We start from the raw sequence: 19,414 nt of genomic DNA, 5'->3' as shown, positions 1-19,414 counted from the left end.
CCCGGCGGGGAGGGCTCGCCGGTCGCCGACCCCGCCTCGGCCGCGCCGCCCGGCTAGCCTCGGGGCGTGGACACAGCACCGGACACGGAGCGCGCCGTCGGCGGCCAGGACGGTCCGGACCCGTCCCGTCGACCGGCCCGCCCCGCGCCGCCGGAGGCCACCCGGGAGATCGGGGGCTACCGGCTCGTGCGCCGGATCGGCTCGGGCGGCATGGGCGAGGTCCACGAGGCGGTCGACGCCGAGGGGCACCGGGTGGCGCTCAAGCTCCTCCACCCCCACGTGGCGCGCGAGGCCGCCTCGCGCATCCGGCTCGCCCGCGAGGTTGCCCTGCTGCACCGGGTCAGGGCCCCGGGGGTCGCGCGGGTCATCGACGCCGAGGTCGAGGACAGCGAGGCCTTCGTCGTCACCGAGCTCGTCGACGGGCCCACCCTCGAGGCCGACGTCGCCGAGCACGGCGCCTTCTCCACCGAGGAGGTCGTCATGCTCGCCCACGGGCTCGCCGACGCGCTGCGCGCCATCCACGCCGCCGACATCGTCCACCGCGACCTCAAGCCCGGCAACGTCATGCTCTCGCGCAACGGGCCGGTCCTCATCGACTTCGGCATCGCCCAGGTCGTCGACGACGAGCGGCTGACCCAGACGGGCCTGGTCACGGGCACCCCCGGCTACCTCGACCCCGAGGTCCTGGCCGGCGCCGAGCCGTCCCCGGACTGCGACTGGTGGGCCTGGGCGGCCGTCCTCGTGCATGCGCTGACCGCCCGACCCCCGTTCGGCAGGGGCCCCACCGCGGCGGTGCTCGGTCGCGTGGCCACCGGGCGGGTCGACCTCGAGGGAGTCGAGCCGCTCCTGGCACGGGCGCTGGGTGCGGCCCTCAGCCCGGACCCCGCCCACCGGCTCGATCCGGATACGGTGCTCGGGGTCGTCGACGGCGAGATCGACGGCGAGGAGCTCGACCGGCGCATCCGGTCCCGCGCGTCGCTGCCGCCGGGCGGTGCCGCCCACGGGGTGCTCCCGGCCGACGACGGCGCGACCGGGCGGATGCCCGCCGACGCCGCCTGGACCCAGGTCGCCGGGGCCGGCGCCCTGCACGGGGCCGGTGGGCACGGAGCCGGTGGGGGGCAGGACCCGCCGACGGCGTACCAGGGCTTCGCGCCTCACCAGGTTCCGTACCCCTACCAGGGCGCGTACCCGGGTGCCGGGCAGCCCGGCGCGGGACAGCCTGGGGCCGGTGGGTACGGCGTCGAGAGCCACGGCGCCGGCCGGTCGGGCGCGGAGACGCCGCGCAGCTACCCGCCGCAGGGGCCCGAGGATCACTCGGGCCCGGGCCGGTCGTCGGACCGCGAGGGGCGGCCGGGCTCGCTCGGCCCGCTGGGTCTGGACCGGCCCGAGGAGCCGGTCGGCCCCTACGGACGCAGCGCCGACGGGGTCGCGGCCTACGGCAACGTCGGCGGCGGCCTGCCGCCGGGCGGCGCCGCGCGCGCCTTCCTCGAGGAGGACGGCCGGGTGCCGGGGTGGGCCCGACCGCCGGCGAAGCGGACGGGCATCGCCGCCGCGCTGGGCCTCGCGCTGGCCTCCCTCGCCCCCCACGCGCCGGGCTGGTTCATTGTCGTGCTCGTGGTCGGCGCGGTGGCGATGGCGACCTGGGGACAGGCCACCGGCTCGCGACGCAACGCGCGCCTGCGGCGCGGCCCGCGCCCGGGGGACACCACCCGGATGGTCGCGGGACTGCCCTGGCACCTCGTCGTGGGGGTCCTCACCAGCTCGATCGGGGTGGTCATCGGCCTGGTGCTGGCCGCGTCGGTGGTGCTCGGCACCGAGCTCCTCACCGGCGAGCCCGCCGCACCGCCGATGCTCCTGGTGGCCGGGCTCCTCGCGGTGTGCGGCGTCTGGCTGGCACCCACCGGCGGCAACGCGCGCGAGGGACTGCGCTCGGTGGTCGGCGCGGTCGCCCCGACCCGCCTGGTGCGGGTCGTGCTGGTCGCCGCCCTGCTGGCGATCGCCGTCGCGGCGTCCGGGGTGGTGCTCACCGGCTCGGCGCCCGAGCCGAGCTGGTGGCCGCTGCCCGATCTCGGATCGTGGCGTTCCTGAGACACCGGCCACGATCCGTGGACGGTCCTGGTCGCGAACCCCGTCCGGGGCGCGCCGCGTCGTAGTGTGGGTGCGCCTCCGCCGTGTCACGGGGGCCCACTGCACCTCGGAGGACGTCATCCATGGCCAACAAGGACCGCCTGACCGCGAACGAGCGGCGTGAGGCCGCTCGGGAGCGTGCCCGCAAGCTCAAGGCCGAGCAGGAACGGCGCGCGCGGCGCAACAAGGTGCTGTGGATCGCCGGTGGCGTCGCCTTCGCGCTGCTCGTCGTCGGTGTGCTCGGCTACATCATCTACCAGGGCACCCGCTCGCCCCTGGACGAGTACGCGGGTGAGGTGCCGGCCAACGTCGAGAGCGACGGCTCGATCTCGGTGGGGACGGACGGCGCGGCCGGCAGCACCACCGAGGGCGCGCCCGTCATCGACGTCTACGCCGACTACACCTGCTCCTACTGCGCCACCTTCGAGGAGGCCAACGGCGAGGGCCTGCAGATGCTCGTGCGCGAGGGGCATGCCCAGGCCGCGCTGCGCCCGGTGGCCTTCCTCGACCGGTCCGGCGACTTCACCGGCTTCTCCGGTCGCGGCGCGGAGGCGCTGTACGTGGTCGCCGACGGGGGCCCGGAGCTGATCCTCGAGGCGAACGACGCGCTGTTCGACCTGTGGCTGACCGAGCTCGAGACCACCCAGTCGACCGGGCAGGAGCCCACCGACGAGCAGATCATCGCGGCGCTGGAGGGGGTCGGCGTCCCCGCCGACGTCGCCTCGCGGATCACCGAGGACGAGTTCACCGACTACGTCGACGCCACGACCTCGCAGGCCGCGGCCGACGGCGTCGAGGGCACGCCCACGATCTTCATCGACGGCGAGGAGTTCGTCGACGAGCGCTACACCCCGGGCGGCCTGTACCTCGCCGTGACGGGCGAGGAGCAGCCGGCCGCCGAGAGCGGCTCGGAGGCGCCGTCGGGGGAGAGCCCGACCGTCGCACCCTGACGCTCACGTACCCTCCTCCCGGGCCCGGCCGTCGGCCGGGCCCGTGCCGACTTAGCTCAGCTGGTAGAGCTCCCGCCTTGTAAGCGGACGGTCGCGGGTTCGAGTCCCGCAGTCGGCTCCAGGCGCCCTCGGCACGCGTCGGTCCGTGGCTACGGCAGGCGCCAGTCGATCGGCTCCGCGCCGGCGGCCACGAGCAGCTCGTTGGTCCGCGAGTAGGGGCGCGACCCGAAGAACCCCCGGTGGGCCGACAGCGGCGACGGGTGGGGCGAGGCCACCACGGGCGTGTCGCCCAGCATGGGCCGCAGCGTCTGGGCGTCACGGCCCCACAGGATGGCCACGAGCGGTCCGCCGCGGCGGACGAGGACCTCGATCGCGTGCTGGGTGACAGCCTCCCAGCCCATCCCCCGGTGCGAGGCGGCCGCACCCGGGCGCACGGTGAGGACCCGGTTGAGGAGCATGACGCCCTGCTCGACCCACGGCGTGAGGTCCCCGCTCGACGGCGGGGCGGCGCCGACGTCGTCGACGAGCTCGGTGAACATGTTGCGCAGCGAGGCCGGGAGCGGGGCGACGTGCGGCGCCACCGAGAAGCTCAGCCCGACCGCGTGCCCGGGCGTGGGGTAGGGGTCCTGCCCGACGACGAGGACGCGTACCCGCTCCAGCGGGTAGGTGAAGGCCCGCAGCACGTTCTCGGCGGCCGGGAGGTAGTCGCGGCCCGCCGCGAGCTCGGCGCGCAGGCGCTCCCCGAGCGCGGCGACCTGGTCGGCGACCGGCTCCATCGCGGCGGCCCAGCCGGGCTCCATGATCTCGGACAGGGGGCGCTGGGGCATGGCCGCCAGGCTAGTCGGCGAGCCGAATGACACGGGTGTGGTTCGACCCCTACGATGGGTCGAGCGCCGGCGGCTCGTGGGCGCACCGGACCGACCGATCGAGGAGCGTGACATGGCGGCAGCGATGCCCGAGGCAGGGAGCGACGCGGCACGAGCCGGGTCGACCGCCTCGCCCGCCGCACTCACCGAGGTCGAGGCCGGCGTGCTGGACGTCGAGCGACGCTGGTGGCGCTACTCCGGGGTCAAGGAGACGGCGATCCGGGAACGGCTCGGGATGAGCGGCACCCGCTACTACCAGATCCTCAACCAGCTCCTCGACTCCGAGGCCGCCCTCGCGCACGACCCCATGCTCGTCAAGCGGCTGCGACGCCTGCGCTCGGAGCGCCACCGCGAGCGCAGCGTCCGCCGGCTTCATCTCCCCTGAGCGTCTGCCGTGCCCTGCGACCCGGTCCCGGTAGCGTGACCTAGGTGAGCGCCCCCGACCAGTACCCCGAGGACGAGTTCGACGAGGCCGCGCGCAACCGCGCGGCCCGCGGCTCGCACCGCGAGCGCGCCCGACGCGCCTCGCTCCTGCCCCTCATCGGCGTCCTCGTGGCGCTGGTCGTCGTCGTCTGGGTCGTCGCGCTCCTCGTCGGTGGCGACGACGACGAGACCGCGACCCCCACCGAGGGCCCGTCGGAGACCACCACGCAGGGCCCGGACGAGACCCCCACCGACGGCGGCGAAACGCCCACGGACGGCGGGACCGGCGGCGAGGAGACCCCCAGCGAGGAGGGCCCGGCCGGCGCCGTGGACCCGAGCGCGGACGTGGTCGTCGTCAACGGCGCACGTGTCGCCGGCATCGCCGGTCGCACCGCCGACACCCTCGCCGGCTCCGGCTTCACCACCGTGGGCACCGACAACATCGGCGAGGGCCCGCCCGAGACCTCGACGATCTACTACGGGGACCCGGCGATGGAGGCCACCGCCGTCGAGATCGCCGACATCCTCGGCATCGACGCGGTCGAGCAGAACGTCGAGTCCGTCGGCGCCTCCGACGTCGTCGTCATCCTGCGCCCCGACTTCCAGGAGTAGCGGCCCCGGGGCGACGCCCCCGCGGCCCGTGCGGATATGGGGTGGCGTCGGGCGGCCGCGGTCCGCAGGATGGGGCGACCGGCACCCGGTGTCGGGTGCCCACGAGGAGGCAAGGAGGCGCCATGGCCGACGACAGCGCGCAGCCCTCGACGGAGGACGTCAAGGCGAAGATGCGAGAGGCGCTCGAGCGCAAGAAGGCGCGGGAGGGCACCGTCCACGGAGACGGCGGGCACGGCGAGGGCAAGGCCCACGACGTCGCCGCCCCCGACCTCAAGCGCACGTTCCGTCGCAAGTCGGGCTGACCGGCCCGGTGACGACCACCGGGGGAGGGGTGCACCGCGAGGTGCGCCCCTCCTTCTTGTCGGTCGGTCCACCCGTCCGGTCCTCCGCCCGGCCGGCGACGGCGCTCGCTCAGCCGCCGGACTCCGCTCACTCCCCGGCGCCCGGTGCCGGAGGGATCTCGGCGGGCAGCTCGCCGCGCTCCTCCAGGGCGAGGACGGCGAGCACAACGTTCGCGGCCGACCAGGCGAGCGGCGCCACGGCGGCGGGGGAGCCGTCGGCCAGGACCTTCTCCGGGATCGCGCCCGAGGCGGTGCGGTGCGCCTCGATCCAGGCCAGCCGGCCCACCGCCTGCTCGGGGTGGTCGTTCTCGGCGGCCACCCACGCGTACAGCGACGTCTGCGGGGTCCACGAGATGCCGTCGCGCCGCCAGCTGCTGCCCGGCGCGAGCCCGCCGCCGGGCCGCGCCATCTCCCCGGCCGAGACCTGCCAGGCCGCCTCGGCGCCCGGCGGGGCCTCGTCGGTGAACGGTGGGAGCAGGAAGGCGGTCGAGGCGTCCCGGCCCGAGACCCCGCGCACGGCGGCGGTGGGGTCCCAGGAGGAGTAGCGGGTCCAGCCGCGCACGCCGTAGGCGGACTCCATCGCCGCCCCGACCTCGTCGGCGCGGGTGCGCGCCTGCTCGGCCAGGGGCTGCGCACCGACCGCCTCGAGGAGCTCGGGTGCGGCAAGGAGACCGGCCCGCTGCGGGGCGACCGCGCCGAGGGGGAGGCGCTCCTCGGGGATCTCCCAGTAGTCGGAGGTGACCTCGGGCAGGTGCGAGGGCGTGTCCGTCGCGGTGAGCACCGCCTCGGTCGAGCGCACCACCAGCGGCCCGAGGTCCGCGGCCACCTCGTCGCAGTCGGCGGACGTCCCTTCCCCGGCGGCCTCCTCCGCGCCGTCGGCATCGTCGGCCTGGTCCCGGCACGCGGCCAGCGTCTGCCCGGCGGCCCACAGGATCCACCCCGGTCCGTCGCCCTGGGCCGCCCGGTCGTCCGGCGGGCCCGAGAGGTCGGGCAGCAGGCGGGGCACCATGAGCCCGTCGTCGACCGCCACCTCGTCGAGCGCCGCGAGCGCGCCGACGGCGTCGTCGACGTGACCGGTGCGCGCCAGGGCGACGGCCACGAAGGCCGTGTCCCGCGGCCACACGTACTGCCAGCGGGGGTGCCAGGCGGCCAGGACCGCGCGCGGGTCGGTGTCCCGGACCTGCTCGGCCTCGCCGCGGGCGCCCTGCAGCGTGTGCAGGTCCAGCAGCGCCCCGGCCACCATCTCCTCCCAGGCGGTGCCCTGCCCGGGCACGTGCCCGGAGGCGAGCCAGGCCCGCTCCCGGGCGGCCTGCGCGCGCGCCGCCGGCCGCTCGAGCGGGGACTGCGGCAGCACCACCCGCGATCCGTCGAGGTACTCGGCGCCCCGCCCGGCCGGGACCGCGCGGACGCGCCCGTCGCCGCCGGTGGCGACGCCGTCGAGGTAGAGGGCGATGTGGGCCGAGGTGCCGCCGCGCTCGCCGCGCACCACGTCCACGCCCACCAGCGCGAGGACGCAGCAGGTGGCCAGCAGGGCCACCAGGACCCGGATCCGGACGGTGCGCCGGCGCCGACGGGACGGGCGGTCCCCGGTCGACGTCTCGGCAGGCACCCGGGCACCCTACGTGCCGGGCGTCGGCGCCGTGGTGGCCCGACCGGTCTCCTTGCACTCGACCACCGAGAGTGCCAGACTTGCGGTTAGCACTCTCGACCCGAGAGTGACAATCCCACCGGCCCACGGTGAGGCCGCACGACGGCGCGGGACATGAACGCGCCGGAGCGCGGTCGTCCGTCGCGGGCACCCGGGCCGGACGCCACCACCCAGTGGAGGAACACACCAGCATGGCAAAGTCCATCGCCTTCAACGAGGAGGCCCGTCGCGGGATGGAGCGTGGGCTCAACGTCCTCGCCGACACCGTGAAGGTCACCCTGGGCCCCAAGGGCCGCAACGTCGTCCTCGAGAAGAAGTGGGGCGCGCCCACGATCACGAACGACGGTGTCTCGATCGCCAAGGAGATCGAGCTCGAGGAGCCGTACGAGAAGATCGGCTCCGAGCTCGTCAAGGAGGTCGCCAAGAAGACCGACGACGTCGCGGGTGACGGCACCACCACCGCCACCGTGCTCGCCCAGGCGCTCGTGCGCGAGGGTCTGCGCAACGTCGCCGCCGGCGCCAACCCGATCGCGCTGCGTCGCGGCATCGAGAAGGCCGTCGAGGTCGTCGTCGAGCGCCTCTTCGCCGACGCCAAGGAGATCGAGACCAAGGAGCAGATCGCCGCGACCGCCGCGATCTCCGCCGGCGACCCGGCCATCGGCGAGCTCATCGCCGAGGCCCTGGACAAGGTCGGCAAGGAGGGTGTCGTCACCGTCGAGGAGTCCAACACCTTCGGGCTCGAGCTCGAGCTCACCGAGGGCATGCGCTTCGACAAGGGCTTCCTCTCCCCGTACTTCGTCACCGACGTCGACCGCCAGGAGGTTGTCCTCGAGGACGCCTACGTCCTGCTCGTCGAGTCCAAGGTCTCCAACGTCAAGGACCTGCTCCCGCTGCTGGAGAAGGTCATCCAGTCGGGCAAGCCGCTGGCGATCATCGCCGAGGACGTCGAGGGCGAGGCGCTCACCACGCTGGTCCTCAACAAGATCCGCGGCACCTTCAAGTCCGCCGCCGTCAAGGCGCCGGGCTTCGGCGACCGCCGCAAGGCGATGCTGCAGGACATGGCCATCCTCACCGGTGGTCAGGTCATCTCCGAGACCGTCGGTCTGACCCTGGAGAACGCCGACCTCGACGTCCTGGGCCGTGCCCGCAAGGTCGTCATGACCAAGGACGAGACGACGATCGTCGAGGGTGCCGGCGAGGCCGACCTCATCGAGGGTCGCGTCACGCAGATCCGCGGCGAGATCGAGAACTCCGACTCCGACTACGACCGCGAGAAGCTCCAGGAGCGCCTCGCCAAGCTCGCCGGCGGCGTCGCCGTCATCCGTGCGGGCGCGGCCACCGAGGTCGAGCTCAAGGAGCGCAAGCACCGCATCGAGGACGCGGTCCGCAACGCCAAGGCCGCCGTCGAGGAGGGCATCGTCGCCGGTGGTGGCGTGGCCCTCATCCAGGCCGCCGCTGCCGCCTTCGACGGGCTCGCCCTCGAGGGTGACGAGGCCACCGGCGCGAGCATCGTCCGCACCGCGGTCGACGCCCCGCTCAAGCAGATCGCCGTCAACGCCGGCCTCGAGGGCGGCGTCGTGGTGGAGAAGGTCCGCTCGCTCCCGGCGGGCCACGGCCTCAACGCCGCCACCGGCGACTACGAGGACCTGCTCAACGCCGGCGTCAACGACCCGGTCAAGGTCACCCGCTCGGCGCTGCAGAACGCCGCGTCGATCGCGGGCCTCTTCCTCACCACCGAGGCGATCGTGGCCGACAAGCCCGAGAAGAACCCGCCGGCCCCCGCCGGTGGCGACGAGATGGCAGGCATGGGCGGCTTCTGATCCGCTCCTGACCTACGACGGCGGGCCGTCTCCCCTCGGGGAGGCGGCCCGCCGTCGTCGTGCCCGGCCTCGCGCCGGACCTCAGAAGCCGTCCCCGGGCGCCGGACCTCAGGCGCCGGCCGCCCCCGCGGCGGTGCCCGACGCCGTGCCGAGGGCGGCGCGGGCGCGCCCGGCGACCTCGAGCGTGGCCCTGCCGAGGCGGTCGAGGAGCTCGGGCGTCGCGCGCGCGCTCGGCAGCGACACGGTCAGCGCCACGTGCTGCCCGGCGACGAACCCCAGCGACGCCCCGAGCGCGGTCACCCCCTGCTCGGACTCGTTCTCGTTCAGGCCGTAGCCGCGCTCCCTGATCCGCCGGAGCTCGCGCTCGAGCGCGGCGACCCACCCGGGCGACTCCGGCTCACCGGGCTCCTGCGCCTCGCCGGCCGCCGGGCCGCGGACCAGCGAGCGGCTCTCCTCGGGCCCGAGCTCGGCGATCATCGCCTTCCCGCCGGACGTGGTCCAGGCCGGCATCCGCATGCCGGTCCGCGAGGTCACCCGCAGTCCCTGCTCCGACTCGACGCTGTCGACGAACACCACCTCGGCGCCGGTGCGGGCCAGCACGTGGCACGTCTCGCCGCAGGCGGCGCGCAGGTCCTCGAGGTAGGGACGCACGATCTCGGCCGCCGAACCGCCGCGTCGGGCGATGCCGGGCGCGAGGAGCGCCGGCCCGACGTCGTAGCGCCGGTCGGCGAGCTGGACGACGAATCCCCGGGCCGCGAGGGTGACGAGGAGCCGGTGCGTGGTCGAGGGCGCGACGCCGATCTCACGGGCCAGGTCGACGACGCCGGCCGCGCCGTCGGTGCTCAGCGTGGTCAGCAGCCGCAGCGCCCGGTCGACCGACTCGACGACGGCCGGCCCGCTCTCCATTGAGTTCCGCTGCATGGAATGAGCCTAACTAACCCTTGCGCTGAATGGAATAGCGGGACTAAGGTCATGCCAGGCCGACGATCGTCGGCGCAGCAGCTCGCGCACCGGGTGCGCGACGTCCGGCTTCGACGAGGAGGCGTGCATGAACGAGGACGAGACCCAGGGGGCGCCGGCCCGGACCCGGGTGGTCATGGTCGGCGGCGGGATCGGCGGCGTCGCCGCGGCGCTCATGCTCGGCCGCGCCGGCATCAGCGTGACCGTCCTCGAGCAGGCGCCGGAGTTCGGCGAGGTCGGGGCGGGCCTGCAGCTGGCCCCCAACATCACGCGCATGCTCGACGAGGTCGGCGTGCTCGAGAAGATCCTGCCGCTCTCGGTGGTGCCCAACCGGCTCGTCTTCCGCAACGCGGCCACGGGCCGCGAGCTCACCCACCTCGACCTGGCCGACGCCCGCGCCCGCTACGGCGGGCCGTACATCGTCCTGCACCGCTCCGACCTGCACAACGCCCTCGTCGAGGCGGCGCGCGAGCTCGACGTCGTCGACCTGCGCACGGACGCGCGGGTCGAGCGCGTCGAGCAGGACGCGGACGGGGCCACCGCCGTGACCGCCGACGGACGCCGGTTCACCGGCGACGTGCTCGTCGGCGCGGACGGTCTGCGCTCGGTCGTGCGCGGCCTGCTCGTCGACGACGAGCCCGTCCCCTCCGGCTACGTCGCCTACCGGGGCGCCGTCCCGCTCGACGACGCGCCGGCGCACCTCGCGCTCGACGACGTCAACGTCTGGCTCGGGCCGGGCCTGCACCTCGTCCAGTACCCGGTGCGCGCCGGGAAGCTCTACAACCAGGTGGCCGTCTTCCGCAGCCAGGAGTACCTCGACGGCAAGGAGGACTGGGGCACGCCCGAAGAGCTCGACGCCACCTACGCCGACATGGCGGAGCCGGTCAGCAGCGCCATCCCCTCCCTCGGGCGCATCAACCGGTGGCCCATGGCGGACCGCGAGCCGCTCGAGCGCTGGACCGACGGCCGGGTCACCCTCCTGGGCGACGCCGCGCACGCCATGCTCCAGTACCTCGCCCAGGGGGCCGGCCAGTCCCTGCTCGACGGCGCTTCCCTCACCGCGCGCCTCGCCGCGATCGAGGGGGAGTGGACGCCCGCCGCGATCGAGGCCGCCCTCGCCGCCTACGAGGACGACCGGGTGGACGCGGCCGGCTCGGTGCAGACCGTGGGCCGCGTGTGGGGCGACATCTGGCACGTCGAGGACCCCGCCTCCGTCTACATGCGCGACCACGTCTTTGCCTCCCGCGAGATCACCGACTACTCGTTCGTCGACTGGCTCTACGGGCCCGTGGTCGGCGAGTCGGAACGCCCGCCCGCCCCCCTGCCACCCGCCTACCCCGCGACCGATCAAGGAGGAAGGTCATGACCCTCGAGCAGCAGGACCACGCCACGACCGAGAACTCGATGGCTCCCGAGGACACGCCGGAGCTGCGTCAGCTCTACGCGGACTTCGAGAAGGAGAACCTCATCCCGCTGTGGACGCAGCTGGACGAGCTCATGCCGATGCACCCGGCGCCCAAGGCCGTCCCCCACGTGTGGAAGTGGGGCAACCTCCTGCCCCTGGCCCAGCGCTCCGGCGACCTCGTCCCGGTCGGCCGCGGCGGCGAGCGCCGCGCGATCGCCCTGTCCAACCCGGGCCTGCCGGGCAACGCCTACATCTCGCCGACCCTGTGGGCGGCGATCCAGTACCTCGGGCCCAAGGAGACCGCTCCGGAGCACCGGCACTCGCAGAACGCCTTCCGGTTCGTCGTCGAGGGCGAGGGCGTGTGGACGGTCGTCAACGGCGACCCGGTGCGCATGTCCCGCGGCGACTTCCTGCTCACCCCGGGCTGGAACTTCCACGGCCACCACAACGAGACCGACCAGCCGATGGCGTGGATCGACGGGCTCGACATCCCCTTCTCGCACTACACCGACGTCGGCTTCTTCGAGTTCGGCTCCGAGCGCGTGACCGACTACGCCACCCCGAACTACTCGCGCGGCGAGCGGCTGTGGACCCACCCCGGTCTGCGCCCGCTGTCCGGCCTCCAGGACACGGTGTCCTCACCGATCGGCGCCTACCGCTGGGAGTACACCGACCGCGCGCTCACCGAGCAGCTCCTGCTCGAGGACGAGGGGCAGCCCGCCACCGTCGAGCAGGGCCACGCGGCCATCCGCTACGTCAACCCCACCACCGGCGGGGACGTCATGCCCACCATCCGCGCCGAGTTCCACCGCCTGCGCGCCGGCGCGGCCACGCAGGCCCGCCGCGAGGTCGGCTCCACCGTCTTCCAGGTCTTCGAGGGCACCGGCCAGGTCGTCATGGACGGCACGGAGCACCCGCTCGAGAAGGGCGACATGTTCGTCGTCCCGTCCTGGGTCGACTGGTCCCTCCAGGCCGAGTCGCAGTTCGACCTGTTCCGTTTCTCGGACGCCCCGATCATGGAGCGTCTGCACTTCAACCGCACCAAGCTCGAGGGAGGCACCCGATGAGGCTCGCCACGCTGCGCCGCGGAGGCGGCACGTTCGTCGTCCGCGTCGAGGGGGACACGGGGGTGGAGGTCCCCGGCTACGGGGACGTCGCGCACCTCCTGCGCGGCGGCGGGCTGGGTGAGGCGGCCGCCGCGGACGGCGAGCGGCACGACCTCACCGGCGCCGACCTCGCGCCCGTCGTCACCACGCCGGCCAAGGTGATCTGCGTGGGGCTCAACTACCGCAACCACATCCTCGAGATGGGTCGCGAGCTGCCCGAGGCCCCGACCCTGTTCACCAAGTACGCCGACGCCCTCATCGGGCCGTACGACGACATCGTGCTGCCCCCCGAGTCCCCGAAGGTGGACTGGGAGGGCGAGCTGGCCCTCGTCATCGGCACGCCCGTGCGCCGCGCGGACGAGCAGGAGGCCGCCCAGGCCATCGCCGGGTACACCGTCGCCAACGACATCACCATGCGCGACTGGCAGTACCGCACCACCCAGTGGTTCCAGGGCAAGGCCTGGGAGGCGTCCACGCCCGTGGGCCCGCACCTCGTCACGCCCGACGAGCTCGCGGACGGCGCGCAGCTCGTCACCCGCCTCGACGGCGCGGAGATGCAGCGCACCCCGGTCGACGACCTCGTCTTCGGGCCGGCCGCGCTGGTCTCGTACATCTCGACGATCTTCACGTTGCGGCCCGGCGACATCGTCCTCACCGGCACGCCCGGCGGCGTCGGCCACGCCCGCAAGCCCGGGGTGTACATCGGCGAGGGCCAGCAGGTCACCGTGACGATCGACGGCGTCGGCGAGCTCGCCAACCGGGCGGTCCGCGCGTGAGCTCGCCCTACGACGAGGCGGCCGTCCGGGCCCTCATGGAGCGGCAGGGGGCGGGGGCCAGGTACGACGCCGAGCAGGCGCCCGCCCTCGAGCTGCGGTGGGCCCGTTCGGGCACGGCGTACTTCCTGCGCAAGCTGCGTGAGCTGGACGACGCCGAGCTCGACGGCCCCAGCCTCCTGCCCGGGTGGACCCGCCGCGAGCTGGTCGCCCACGTCGGCTACAACGCCCGTGCGCTGACCCGGCTCACGGAGTGGGCGCGCACCGGCGTCGAGACGCCGATGTACGCGCCGGGTCAGCGCGACGCCGAGATCGAGCTCGGCGCCACGCTCCCGCCGATCGCGCTGCGCAACCTGGTCGACCACTCCGTGGTCCACCTCAACGTCGAGTGGCGCGACCTCACCGACGAGCAGTGGGACCACGACGTCGTCACCGCGCAGGGCCGGACGGTCCCCGTGCGGGAGACCGCCTGGATGCGCACCCGCGAGGTGTGGATCCACGCCGTCGACCTCGACAACCACGGCTCCTACCGCGACTTCCCGCCCGAGCTGCTCGACCGCCTCGCCGCGGACGTGCGGGCCGTGTGGGAGCGGAAGGGGGTTGGGGTCGGCCTCGTCCTCGACGCGACCGACCGCGACGGCGAGGTCGTCGTCGGCGACGGCGGTCCCCGGGTGAGCGGCACCCAGGCGGACCTCGTACGCTGGCTCACCGGCCGCGGCGCCCGCCGGCTCTCCGCCGAGGGCGACCGGCTCCCGGACCTGCCCGCCTGGCTCTAGGCCGCTCCATAGGATGTCCCCGGACCCGGCAGGGAGGCCGGGCGTCCGACACCACCGGAAGGAAGCACCCATGTCGATCGTCGTGGGCTACGTCCCGACCCCCGAGGGCCGGTCAGCGCTGCGGCGCGCCGCGGCGGAGGCCAGGCTGCGCCAGACCAAGCTCATCGTCGTCAACTCGCAGCACGGCGGGCGCACCTGGGACCCCCAGGAGTCCGTGCGCTTCGAGGACGACCTCGCACGCGTGCGCACGGACCTCGAGGCCGCGGGCGTCGAGCACGAGGTGCGCACCCTCATCAAGGGCCAGGACCCCGCGGACGACCTCGTCGAGGTGGCCAGCAAGGAGGACGCCGACTTCATCGTCATCGGCCTCCGGCGCCGTTCGCAGGTCGGCAAGCTCCTGCTGGGTTCCAACGCCCAGCAGATCCTCATGAAGGCCGACGTCCCCGTCCTCGCCGTCAAGGGCGCCCCCGGCGACTGACGGCACCTGGCGCGGCCCGCGGCTCGGTCCGCGGGCCGCGCCATGCCGCACGAGCGCTACAGTCGGCGAGGCTGTCGCGGACGACAGCATCCAGAACGAAGGAGTTCCCCAGCATGCGCACCACCCCCATGCGCACCGGCCGGCCCCGCCGCGGGCCCGGCCGACCCGCGCGACCCCCCGGCGGGAGAGGTGATCGGTCATGACGGTCGTCGTCCCCACCAACGTCCGCCCGGCGCGCCGCCGCAGGGCGCGCGCCGCACGCGAGCGTCAGCTGCTCGGCGTGGCCGGCCTCGTCGTCGTCATCGCGCTCGCCGAGCTGCTCCCGCGCACCGGTGTCGTCAACCCGCGGTTCCTCCCGCCGTTCTCCGAGTGGATCTCGACGCTGGCCACCCGCGTCCAGGGCGGCGAGTTCTGGATCGCGCTCGGCGACACGCTGCTCACGTGGTTCATCGGCCTCGCGATCGCCATGGTCGCCGGCACGATCCTCGGGATGGTCATCGGCTCGATCCCCATCGTCAAGGACCTCACGCAGTCGACCATCGAGTTCCTGCGGCCGATCCCCTCGGTCGCGCTCATCCCGCTCGTCGTCCTCACGCTGGGCACCGGACGCGAGTCGACCCTGCTCCTGGTCGTCTACGCGTCGTTCTGGCAGATCCTCCTCCAGGTGATGTACGGCGCCCAGGACGTCGACCCGGTCGCGCGCGACACGGCGCGGACCTACAAGTTCCGCTGGTGGGTCCAGGCCTACCAGGTCGTGTGGCCCACGGCGCTGCCGTACGTCGTCACGGGATTCCGTCTCGCGGCCTCGGTCGCGCTCATCCTCACGATCACCGGTGAGCTCATCATCGGCACACCCGGTCTGGGCAACCTCATCTCGGTGGCCCAGCAGTCGGGCGCCGTCGCCTCGATGTACGGGCTCATCCTCGTCACCGGCATCCTCGGGGTCCTCGTCAACCTCGCCGCGCGCGCGGTGGAGAAGCGGCTCCTGTTCTGGCACACCTCGGTCCGACGGGAGGCGAACGCCTGATGACCACGACACCTGGCGCCACGACGGGAGCCCCCGTCGGAGCCGCCGCCCCGACCCCGCCCGCGAAGAAGGCGCGGCGCAAGGGCCGGCCGCTGTGGCTGAAGATCCTGCTCGCGATCGCCCTGCCGATCATCCTCATCGCCGGCTGGTGGTTCCTCTCCGCCGGCTCGACGAACCCGTTCTTCCCCCCGCTCGAGCGCATCGTCGGCGAGTTCCGACCGACCTGGCTCGAGGAGCGCGGCACCGGTCGGCGCATCCTCACCGACGTCATCCCCTCGGTGGAGCGGCTGCTCATCGGCTACGGCTTCGCCGTGGTCGTCGGCATCCTGCTCGGGATGCTCATCGGTTCCTACCCGCGCGTGCGGGCGTTCCTCGAGCCGACGCTCGAGTTCTTCCGCGCGATCCCCCCGCCGGTGCTCGTCCCCGTGCTCATGCTCTTCCTCGGCATCCGTGACCCGATGAAGATCTTCGTCATCGCCATGGGCTGCACGTGGCCGATCCTGCTCAACACCATCGAGGGTGTCCGCGGGGTCGACGAGCTGCTCCGGGACACCTCACGGGTGTACCGGCTGCGCCCGCAGACGAAGTTCTCGACGCTGCTGCTGCGCGGCGCGAGCCCGCAGATCATGGCCGGTGCCCGTCAGGCACTGTCCATCGGGATCATCCTCATGGTGATCTCCGAGATGTTCGCGGCCAACAACGGCCTCGGCTTCACCATCGTGCAGTTCCAGCGGAGCTTCGCGATCCCCCAGATGTGGACCGGCATCATCCTGCTCGGAGTCGTCGGCGTCATCCTGTCCCTGATCTTCCGTGTCGTCGAGCACTTCGTGCTCTCCTGGTACTCCGGTATGAACCGGGCCCAGCGAGGAGGTAACTGATGTCCACCCACCGTCCTGAGGTCGGTTCCGAGATCCTCACCGTCAACAACCTCAACAAGGTCTACGGGTCGGGTCCCGACGCCAACGAGGCGATCCACGACATCTCCTTCTCGCTCAAGGCGGGCGAGATGGTCTGCATCGTCGGACCCTCCGGTGCCGGCAAGACGACCCTGCTGCGCTCGATCGCCGGGCTCCTGCCACCCACCAGCGGCTCGCTGCAGATGGAGGGCGAGCGGATCAGCGGCCCGCCCAAGGGCATGGCGGTCGTCTTCCAGGAGTACGCGCGCTCGCTGTTCCCCTGGCTGACCGTCTACAAGAACGTCGAGCTGCCGCTCAAGGAGCGGGGCATGCCGAAGACCGAGCGCAAGGAGAAGGTCGAGGCCGCGCTCTCGGCGGTCGGGCTCGGCGACGTGCCGCACTCCTACCCGTGGCAGCTCTCCGGCGGTATGCAGCAGCGCGTGGCCATCGCCCGCGCCGTGGCATACGAGCCGCACGTGCTCCTCATGGACGAGCCGTTCGCTGCGGTCGACGCGCAGACGCGCGCCGACCTCGAGGACCTCGTCCGCGAGCTGTGGAGCCGACTGGGCATGTCGCTGCTGTTCGTCACGCACGACATCGACGAGTCGATCTACCTCGGCCAGCGGGTGCTCGTGCTCTCGCACCGGCCGACGATCATCCTCGAGGACGTCGTCGTCGACCTGCCCGACGAGCGCAGCCAGCTCGTCACCCGCAACGACCCGCGCTTCGCCGAGCTGCGCACCCACGTACACACGCTCGTGCAGAAGGCCAAGGGCGGGTACCGGGGCGAGGGCAAGGACTACATCTACGCCGAGGGCCGCACCGCGGCCGACCAGGCCGCCGACGACGCCGCGGCGCACGGGCACGGCGCCACCGGGGGCTGAGCCCCGCAGCAGCGAAAGGGGAGGTCCCGTTGCCACCACGGGGGCTCGACGACCGTAGGCCCGCCCCATCCGGGGCGGGCCTCGGTCTGCTCGTCGCGGCCGTGCTGCTCATCGGGCTCAACCAGCGGCCGGCGATCACGGCGATCCCACCGGTCCAGGACCTCCTCGCCGACGACCTGGGGATCGGCCCGGCGCTCACCGGCGCGCTGACGTCCGTCCCGCTGCTGTGCTTCGCCGTCGTCGGCCTCGTGGTGCCCGCGCTCGTGCGGCGCCTCGGCGTCGACGTGACGATGCTCGGCGGGCTCGTGCTCCTCACGCTGGCGGTCGCCCTCCGCCCCTGGGGCGGAGCCACGCTGTTGTTCGCGGGCACGGTGGCGGTGGGGGCGGCGATCACCGTCGCCAACGTGCTCCAGCCCGTCGTCGTGCGCAGGGACGCGCCCCCGGGACGGGTGGGCCTGCTCATGCCGCTGTCCACCGCGGCCCTCTCGACGGGTGCGGCGCTGGCCTCCCTGGTCGCCGTCGACATCGAGGACCGGTACGGCTGGCGCACCATGCTGGCGCTGCTCGCCGTGCCCGCGGCGCTCGCCGCGATCCTGTGGGGCGTCCGGATGGCCGCGGCCCGTGCCCGGCGACCGGGCCGCGGGGGACGCGCTCAGGCGTCCGGCGGTACGGCGGTGCCCGGCAGCGGGGCGACGGCGGCGACCGCGGACGCGACGGCGGCGACGGAGCCCGCGATGCCGGCGGTCGGCACGGCGCGGCGCTCGCCGTGGGGCGACGTCGACGCCTGGTGGCTGGCCCTGTTCTTCGCCATCCAGTCCACGCTGTTCTACATCGCCGCCGCGTGGCTGCCCGCGATCCTGGCCGACCGCGCCGGCGTGGGGCGGACCGAGGGCGGGTTCGCGCTCACCCTGTACTTCCTGCTGGGGATCGCCGGCTCGCTGCTCACCCCGCTGTTCGTCCGCGTGCTCGGCAGCTACCGCCGCGCCTCCCCGGCGCCCGGCGTGCTCTGGGGGGTGACCTTCGCCGGGCTGCTGCTCGCACCGGCCGCATGGCCGCTGTGGGCGGTGATCGCCGGCGTCGGTCAGGGCATCGGGATCGGGATGGGGATGACGCTCATCGCGGTCCGCCCGATCGACGCCGTCCACGGCCGCAGCGTCTCGGCGATGGTGCAGTCGGCCGCCTACGCCCTCGCGGCGCTCGGCCCGGCGGCGCTCGGCGGGCTCTACGGCGTCACGGGCGACTGGTTCGCCGGCTGCCTCGTGGGCGTCGGGCTCGCGATCTGCCAGGTCCTCGCCGGCGTGCCGGCGACCGGCGACCGCCCCATCGGTGCCCCGCGCCGCGAGGGCGGGCGCTAGGACGGATCGCCGGCCGCGCCCGTGAGGGGCTCGAGCTCGGCCGCGATGTTCGCACGCGCCCGCGACTCCCAACGGGCCCGCCCCGGCGCGGTGGCAAAGATGTGCGCCGCCGCGCCGATCGAGCGCAGCACGGCCGCACGACCGGCGGCGAAGTCCGCGTCCCCGACCCCCGGGTACTCGGCGCGCACGTCCGCGGTGTACTGCGCGTAGCGCGCGGCGGGCGCGGCGAGGATCGCCAGGTCGGCGTCGCACAGCGCGGCCGCGGCCGGGTCCTCGGCCCGGTGGTCGGCCGTGGCCAGGACGAGGCGGGCCACCTCGGCGGCCGTGCCGGGGGGCAGGGCCTCCTCGAGCCCGCGCCGGCCGAGTCGCTCGAGGGCGAGCTCGGCCGAGGCCTGCTCGTCGTCCGGGGTGCGCCCGGTATGTACGGCGTCGTGGAACCACGCGGCGAGCAGGACGACGGGGGAGTGCAGGGCGCCGTCGACGGTGAGGTCGTCGAGGTGGCCGAGGATCTCCTCGAGGTGCCGGTGGTCGTGGTAGCGACGATGGGGCTCGTCCCACCGCTCGAGCAGCTCGGCCCCGAGCGCGTCCCACTCGCGCGAGGCGTCGGCGTCCCAGCCGCCCCCGGCCTCGAAGGCCAGGAGCTCAGCGAGGTCCGCCCAGCTCGCGGTCAGGCGCCGACGCCGCTGCGCCCGGCGCGCGGCCGGGCGATCGACCTGCGGCACCCGCAGACCCGAGGCGGCCAGCCGCGTGAGCAGGGTGCGCCGGTCGACGCGCGTCGCGCCGCCCGCCTCGAGGCGCCGCAGCGCCGAGGCCGGCACGTCGTAGTGGTCGAGGTCGAAGGAGCGCGGCGGCAGTCCGTGGGCCGCGGCGAAGTCGTGCAGCTCCTCCAGCGAGGAGTCCGAGACCAGGTGCGCCCACGTCGTGCAGTGCGCCTCCCACAGGGGGTCGTCCACGAGCAGGGCCATGC

General features: G+C 74.1%; 19 protein-coding genes and 1 tRNA gene. 16 read left to right on the top strand and 4 right to left on the bottom strand.

The annotated features are described in order from the left end of the window. The first annotated feature begins 66 nt into the window (after positions 1–66). The 3 genes from AC3D3D_RS07260 (at position 67) to AC3D3D_RS07250 (ending at position 3,198) form a co-directional block, all read left to right on the top strand. Positions 67–2,088, top strand: coding sequence for a protein kinase domain-containing protein (locus tag AC3D3D_RS07260; protein ID WP_463662770.1), 2,022 nt, complete (start codon positions 67–69; stop codon positions 2,086–2,088). 122 nt (positions 2,089–2,210) lie between these two features. Beyond that, positions 2,211–3,077: a DsbA family protein gene (locus AC3D3D_RS07255; protein ID WP_463662771.1), complete on the top strand. Its 867-nt coding sequence runs from the start codon at positions 2,211–2,213 to the stop codon at positions 3,075–3,077. 45 nt (positions 3,078–3,122) lie between these two features. Next, positions 3,123–3,198, top strand: a tRNA-Thr gene (locus tag AC3D3D_RS07250). 28 nt (positions 3,199–3,226) lie between these two features. On the opposite strand, the gene AC3D3D_RS07245 is transcribed toward AC3D3D_RS07250, so the two are convergent. Then, positions 3,227–3,904, bottom strand: coding sequence for a uracil-DNA glycosylase (locus tag AC3D3D_RS07245; protein WP_463662772.1), 678 nt, complete (start codon positions 3,902–3,904; stop codon positions 3,227–3,229). Positions 3,905–4,016: 112 nt separating this feature from the next. Between AC3D3D_RS07245 and AC3D3D_RS07240 the strand changes: the two genes are divergently transcribed. From AC3D3D_RS07240 to AC3D3D_RS07230, 3 genes are all read left to right on the top strand, one after another. Then, the gene (locus AC3D3D_RS07240; protein WP_463662773.1) at positions 4,017–4,328 is read left to right on the top strand and encodes a DUF3263 domain-containing protein; all 312 of its coding nucleotides are present in this window, start codon (positions 4,017–4,019) and stop codon (positions 4,326–4,328) included. Positions 4,329–4,372: 44 nt separating this feature from the next. Continuing rightward, positions 4,373–4,978 (top strand): LytR C-terminal domain-containing protein, encoded by a 606-nt coding sequence (locus tag AC3D3D_RS07235; RefSeq protein ID WP_463662774.1) that lies wholly within the window; start codon positions 4,373–4,375, stop codon positions 4,976–4,978. A 122-nt stretch (positions 4,979–5,100) separates the two neighbouring features. Next, positions 5,101–5,280, top strand: coding sequence for a DUF5302 domain-containing protein (locus tag AC3D3D_RS07230; RefSeq protein ID WP_463662775.1), 180 nt, complete (start codon positions 5,101–5,103; stop codon positions 5,278–5,280). 127 nt (positions 5,281–5,407) lie between these two features. On the opposite strand, the gene AC3D3D_RS07225 is transcribed toward AC3D3D_RS07230, so the two are convergent. Continuing rightward, positions 5,408–6,928, bottom strand: coding sequence for a glycoside hydrolase family 15 (locus AC3D3D_RS07225; protein WP_463662776.1), 1,521 nt, complete (start codon positions 6,926–6,928; stop codon positions 5,408–5,410). 230 nt (positions 6,929–7,158) lie between these two features. Here AC3D3D_RS07225 and groL point away from each other — a divergent pair, with 230 nt between their 5' ends. After that, positions 7,159–8,787, top strand: coding sequence for a chaperonin GroEL (gene groL, locus AC3D3D_RS07220; RefSeq protein WP_463662777.1), 1,629 nt, complete (start codon positions 7,159–7,161; stop codon positions 8,785–8,787). 108 nt (positions 8,788–8,895) lie between these two features. Here groL and AC3D3D_RS07215 read toward each other — a convergent pair whose 3' ends face one another. Next, positions 8,896–9,708 (bottom strand): IclR family transcriptional regulator, encoded by an 813-nt coding sequence (locus AC3D3D_RS07215; RefSeq protein ID WP_463662778.1) that lies wholly within the window; start codon positions 9,706–9,708, stop codon positions 8,896–8,898. A 127-nt stretch (positions 9,709–9,835) separates the two neighbouring features. Between AC3D3D_RS07215 and AC3D3D_RS07210 the strand changes: the two genes are divergently transcribed. From AC3D3D_RS07210 to AC3D3D_RS07170, 9 genes are all read left to right on the top strand, one after another. Beyond that, positions 9,836–11,113, top strand: coding sequence for an FAD-dependent monooxygenase (locus AC3D3D_RS07210; RefSeq protein ID WP_463662779.1), 1,278 nt, complete (start codon positions 9,836–9,838; stop codon positions 11,111–11,113). Continuing rightward, positions 11,110–12,219 carry a cupin domain-containing protein gene (locus AC3D3D_RS07205; protein WP_463662780.1) on the top strand — a complete coding sequence of 370 codons (1,110 nt, stop codon included), beginning with the start codon at positions 11,110–11,112 and terminating at the stop codon, positions 12,217–12,219. The genes AC3D3D_RS07210 and AC3D3D_RS07205 overlap by 4 nt, the downstream gene beginning before the upstream one ends. After that, entirely contained in the window at positions 12,216–13,034 is an 819-nt protein-coding gene (locus AC3D3D_RS07200) for a fumarylacetoacetate hydrolase family protein (protein WP_463662781.1), read from the top strand. The genes AC3D3D_RS07205 and AC3D3D_RS07200 overlap by 4 nt, the downstream gene beginning before the upstream one ends. Before the next feature lie 35 nt (positions 13,035–13,069). Then, entirely contained in the window at positions 13,070–13,807 is a 738-nt protein-coding gene (locus AC3D3D_RS07195) for a maleylpyruvate isomerase family mycothiol-dependent enzyme (protein ID WP_463662791.1), read from the top strand. A gap of 70 nt (positions 13,808–13,877) precedes the next feature. Then, positions 13,878–14,285: a universal stress protein gene (locus AC3D3D_RS07190; protein WP_463662782.1), complete on the top strand. Its 408-nt coding sequence runs from the start codon at positions 13,878–13,880 to the stop codon at positions 14,283–14,285. A 199-nt stretch (positions 14,286–14,484) separates the two neighbouring features. Next, the gene (locus AC3D3D_RS07185) at positions 14,485–15,312 is read left to right on the top strand and encodes an ABC transporter permease (protein ID WP_463662783.1); all 828 of its coding nucleotides are present in this window, start codon (positions 14,485–14,487) and stop codon (positions 15,310–15,312) included. Further along, on the top strand, positions 15,312–16,190 hold the full coding sequence (locus AC3D3D_RS07180; RefSeq protein WP_463662784.1) for an ABC transporter permease: 879 nt from the start codon (positions 15,312–15,314) through the stop codon (positions 16,188–16,190). Before AC3D3D_RS07185 ends, AC3D3D_RS07180 begins: the two co-directional genes overlap by 1 nt. Beyond that, positions 16,190–17,092: an ABC transporter ATP-binding protein gene (locus tag AC3D3D_RS07175; protein ID WP_463662785.1), complete on the top strand. Its 903-nt coding sequence runs from the start codon at positions 16,190–16,192 to the stop codon at positions 17,090–17,092. The genes AC3D3D_RS07180 and AC3D3D_RS07175 overlap by 1 nt, the downstream gene beginning before the upstream one ends. Before the next feature lie 101 nt (positions 17,093–17,193). Beyond that, positions 17,194–18,447, top strand: a complete 1,254-nt coding sequence (locus AC3D3D_RS07170) for an MFS transporter (RefSeq protein ID WP_463662786.1) — start codon at positions 17,194–17,196, stop codon at positions 18,445–18,447. On the opposite strand, the gene AC3D3D_RS07165 is transcribed toward AC3D3D_RS07170, so the two are convergent. Further along, complete coding sequence (locus AC3D3D_RS07165) at positions 18,444–19,412, bottom strand: DUF4031 domain-containing protein (RefSeq protein ID WP_463662787.1); 969 nt, start codon at positions 19,410–19,412, stop codon at positions 18,444–18,446. The genes AC3D3D_RS07170 and AC3D3D_RS07165 overlap by 4 nt on opposite strands. Between the last annotated feature and the right edge of the window lie 2 nt (positions 19,413–19,414).

The organism is Georgenia sp. X1117, from assembly GCF_057784635.1.
This window is presented reverse-complemented; position numbering and strand designations above follow the sequence as displayed.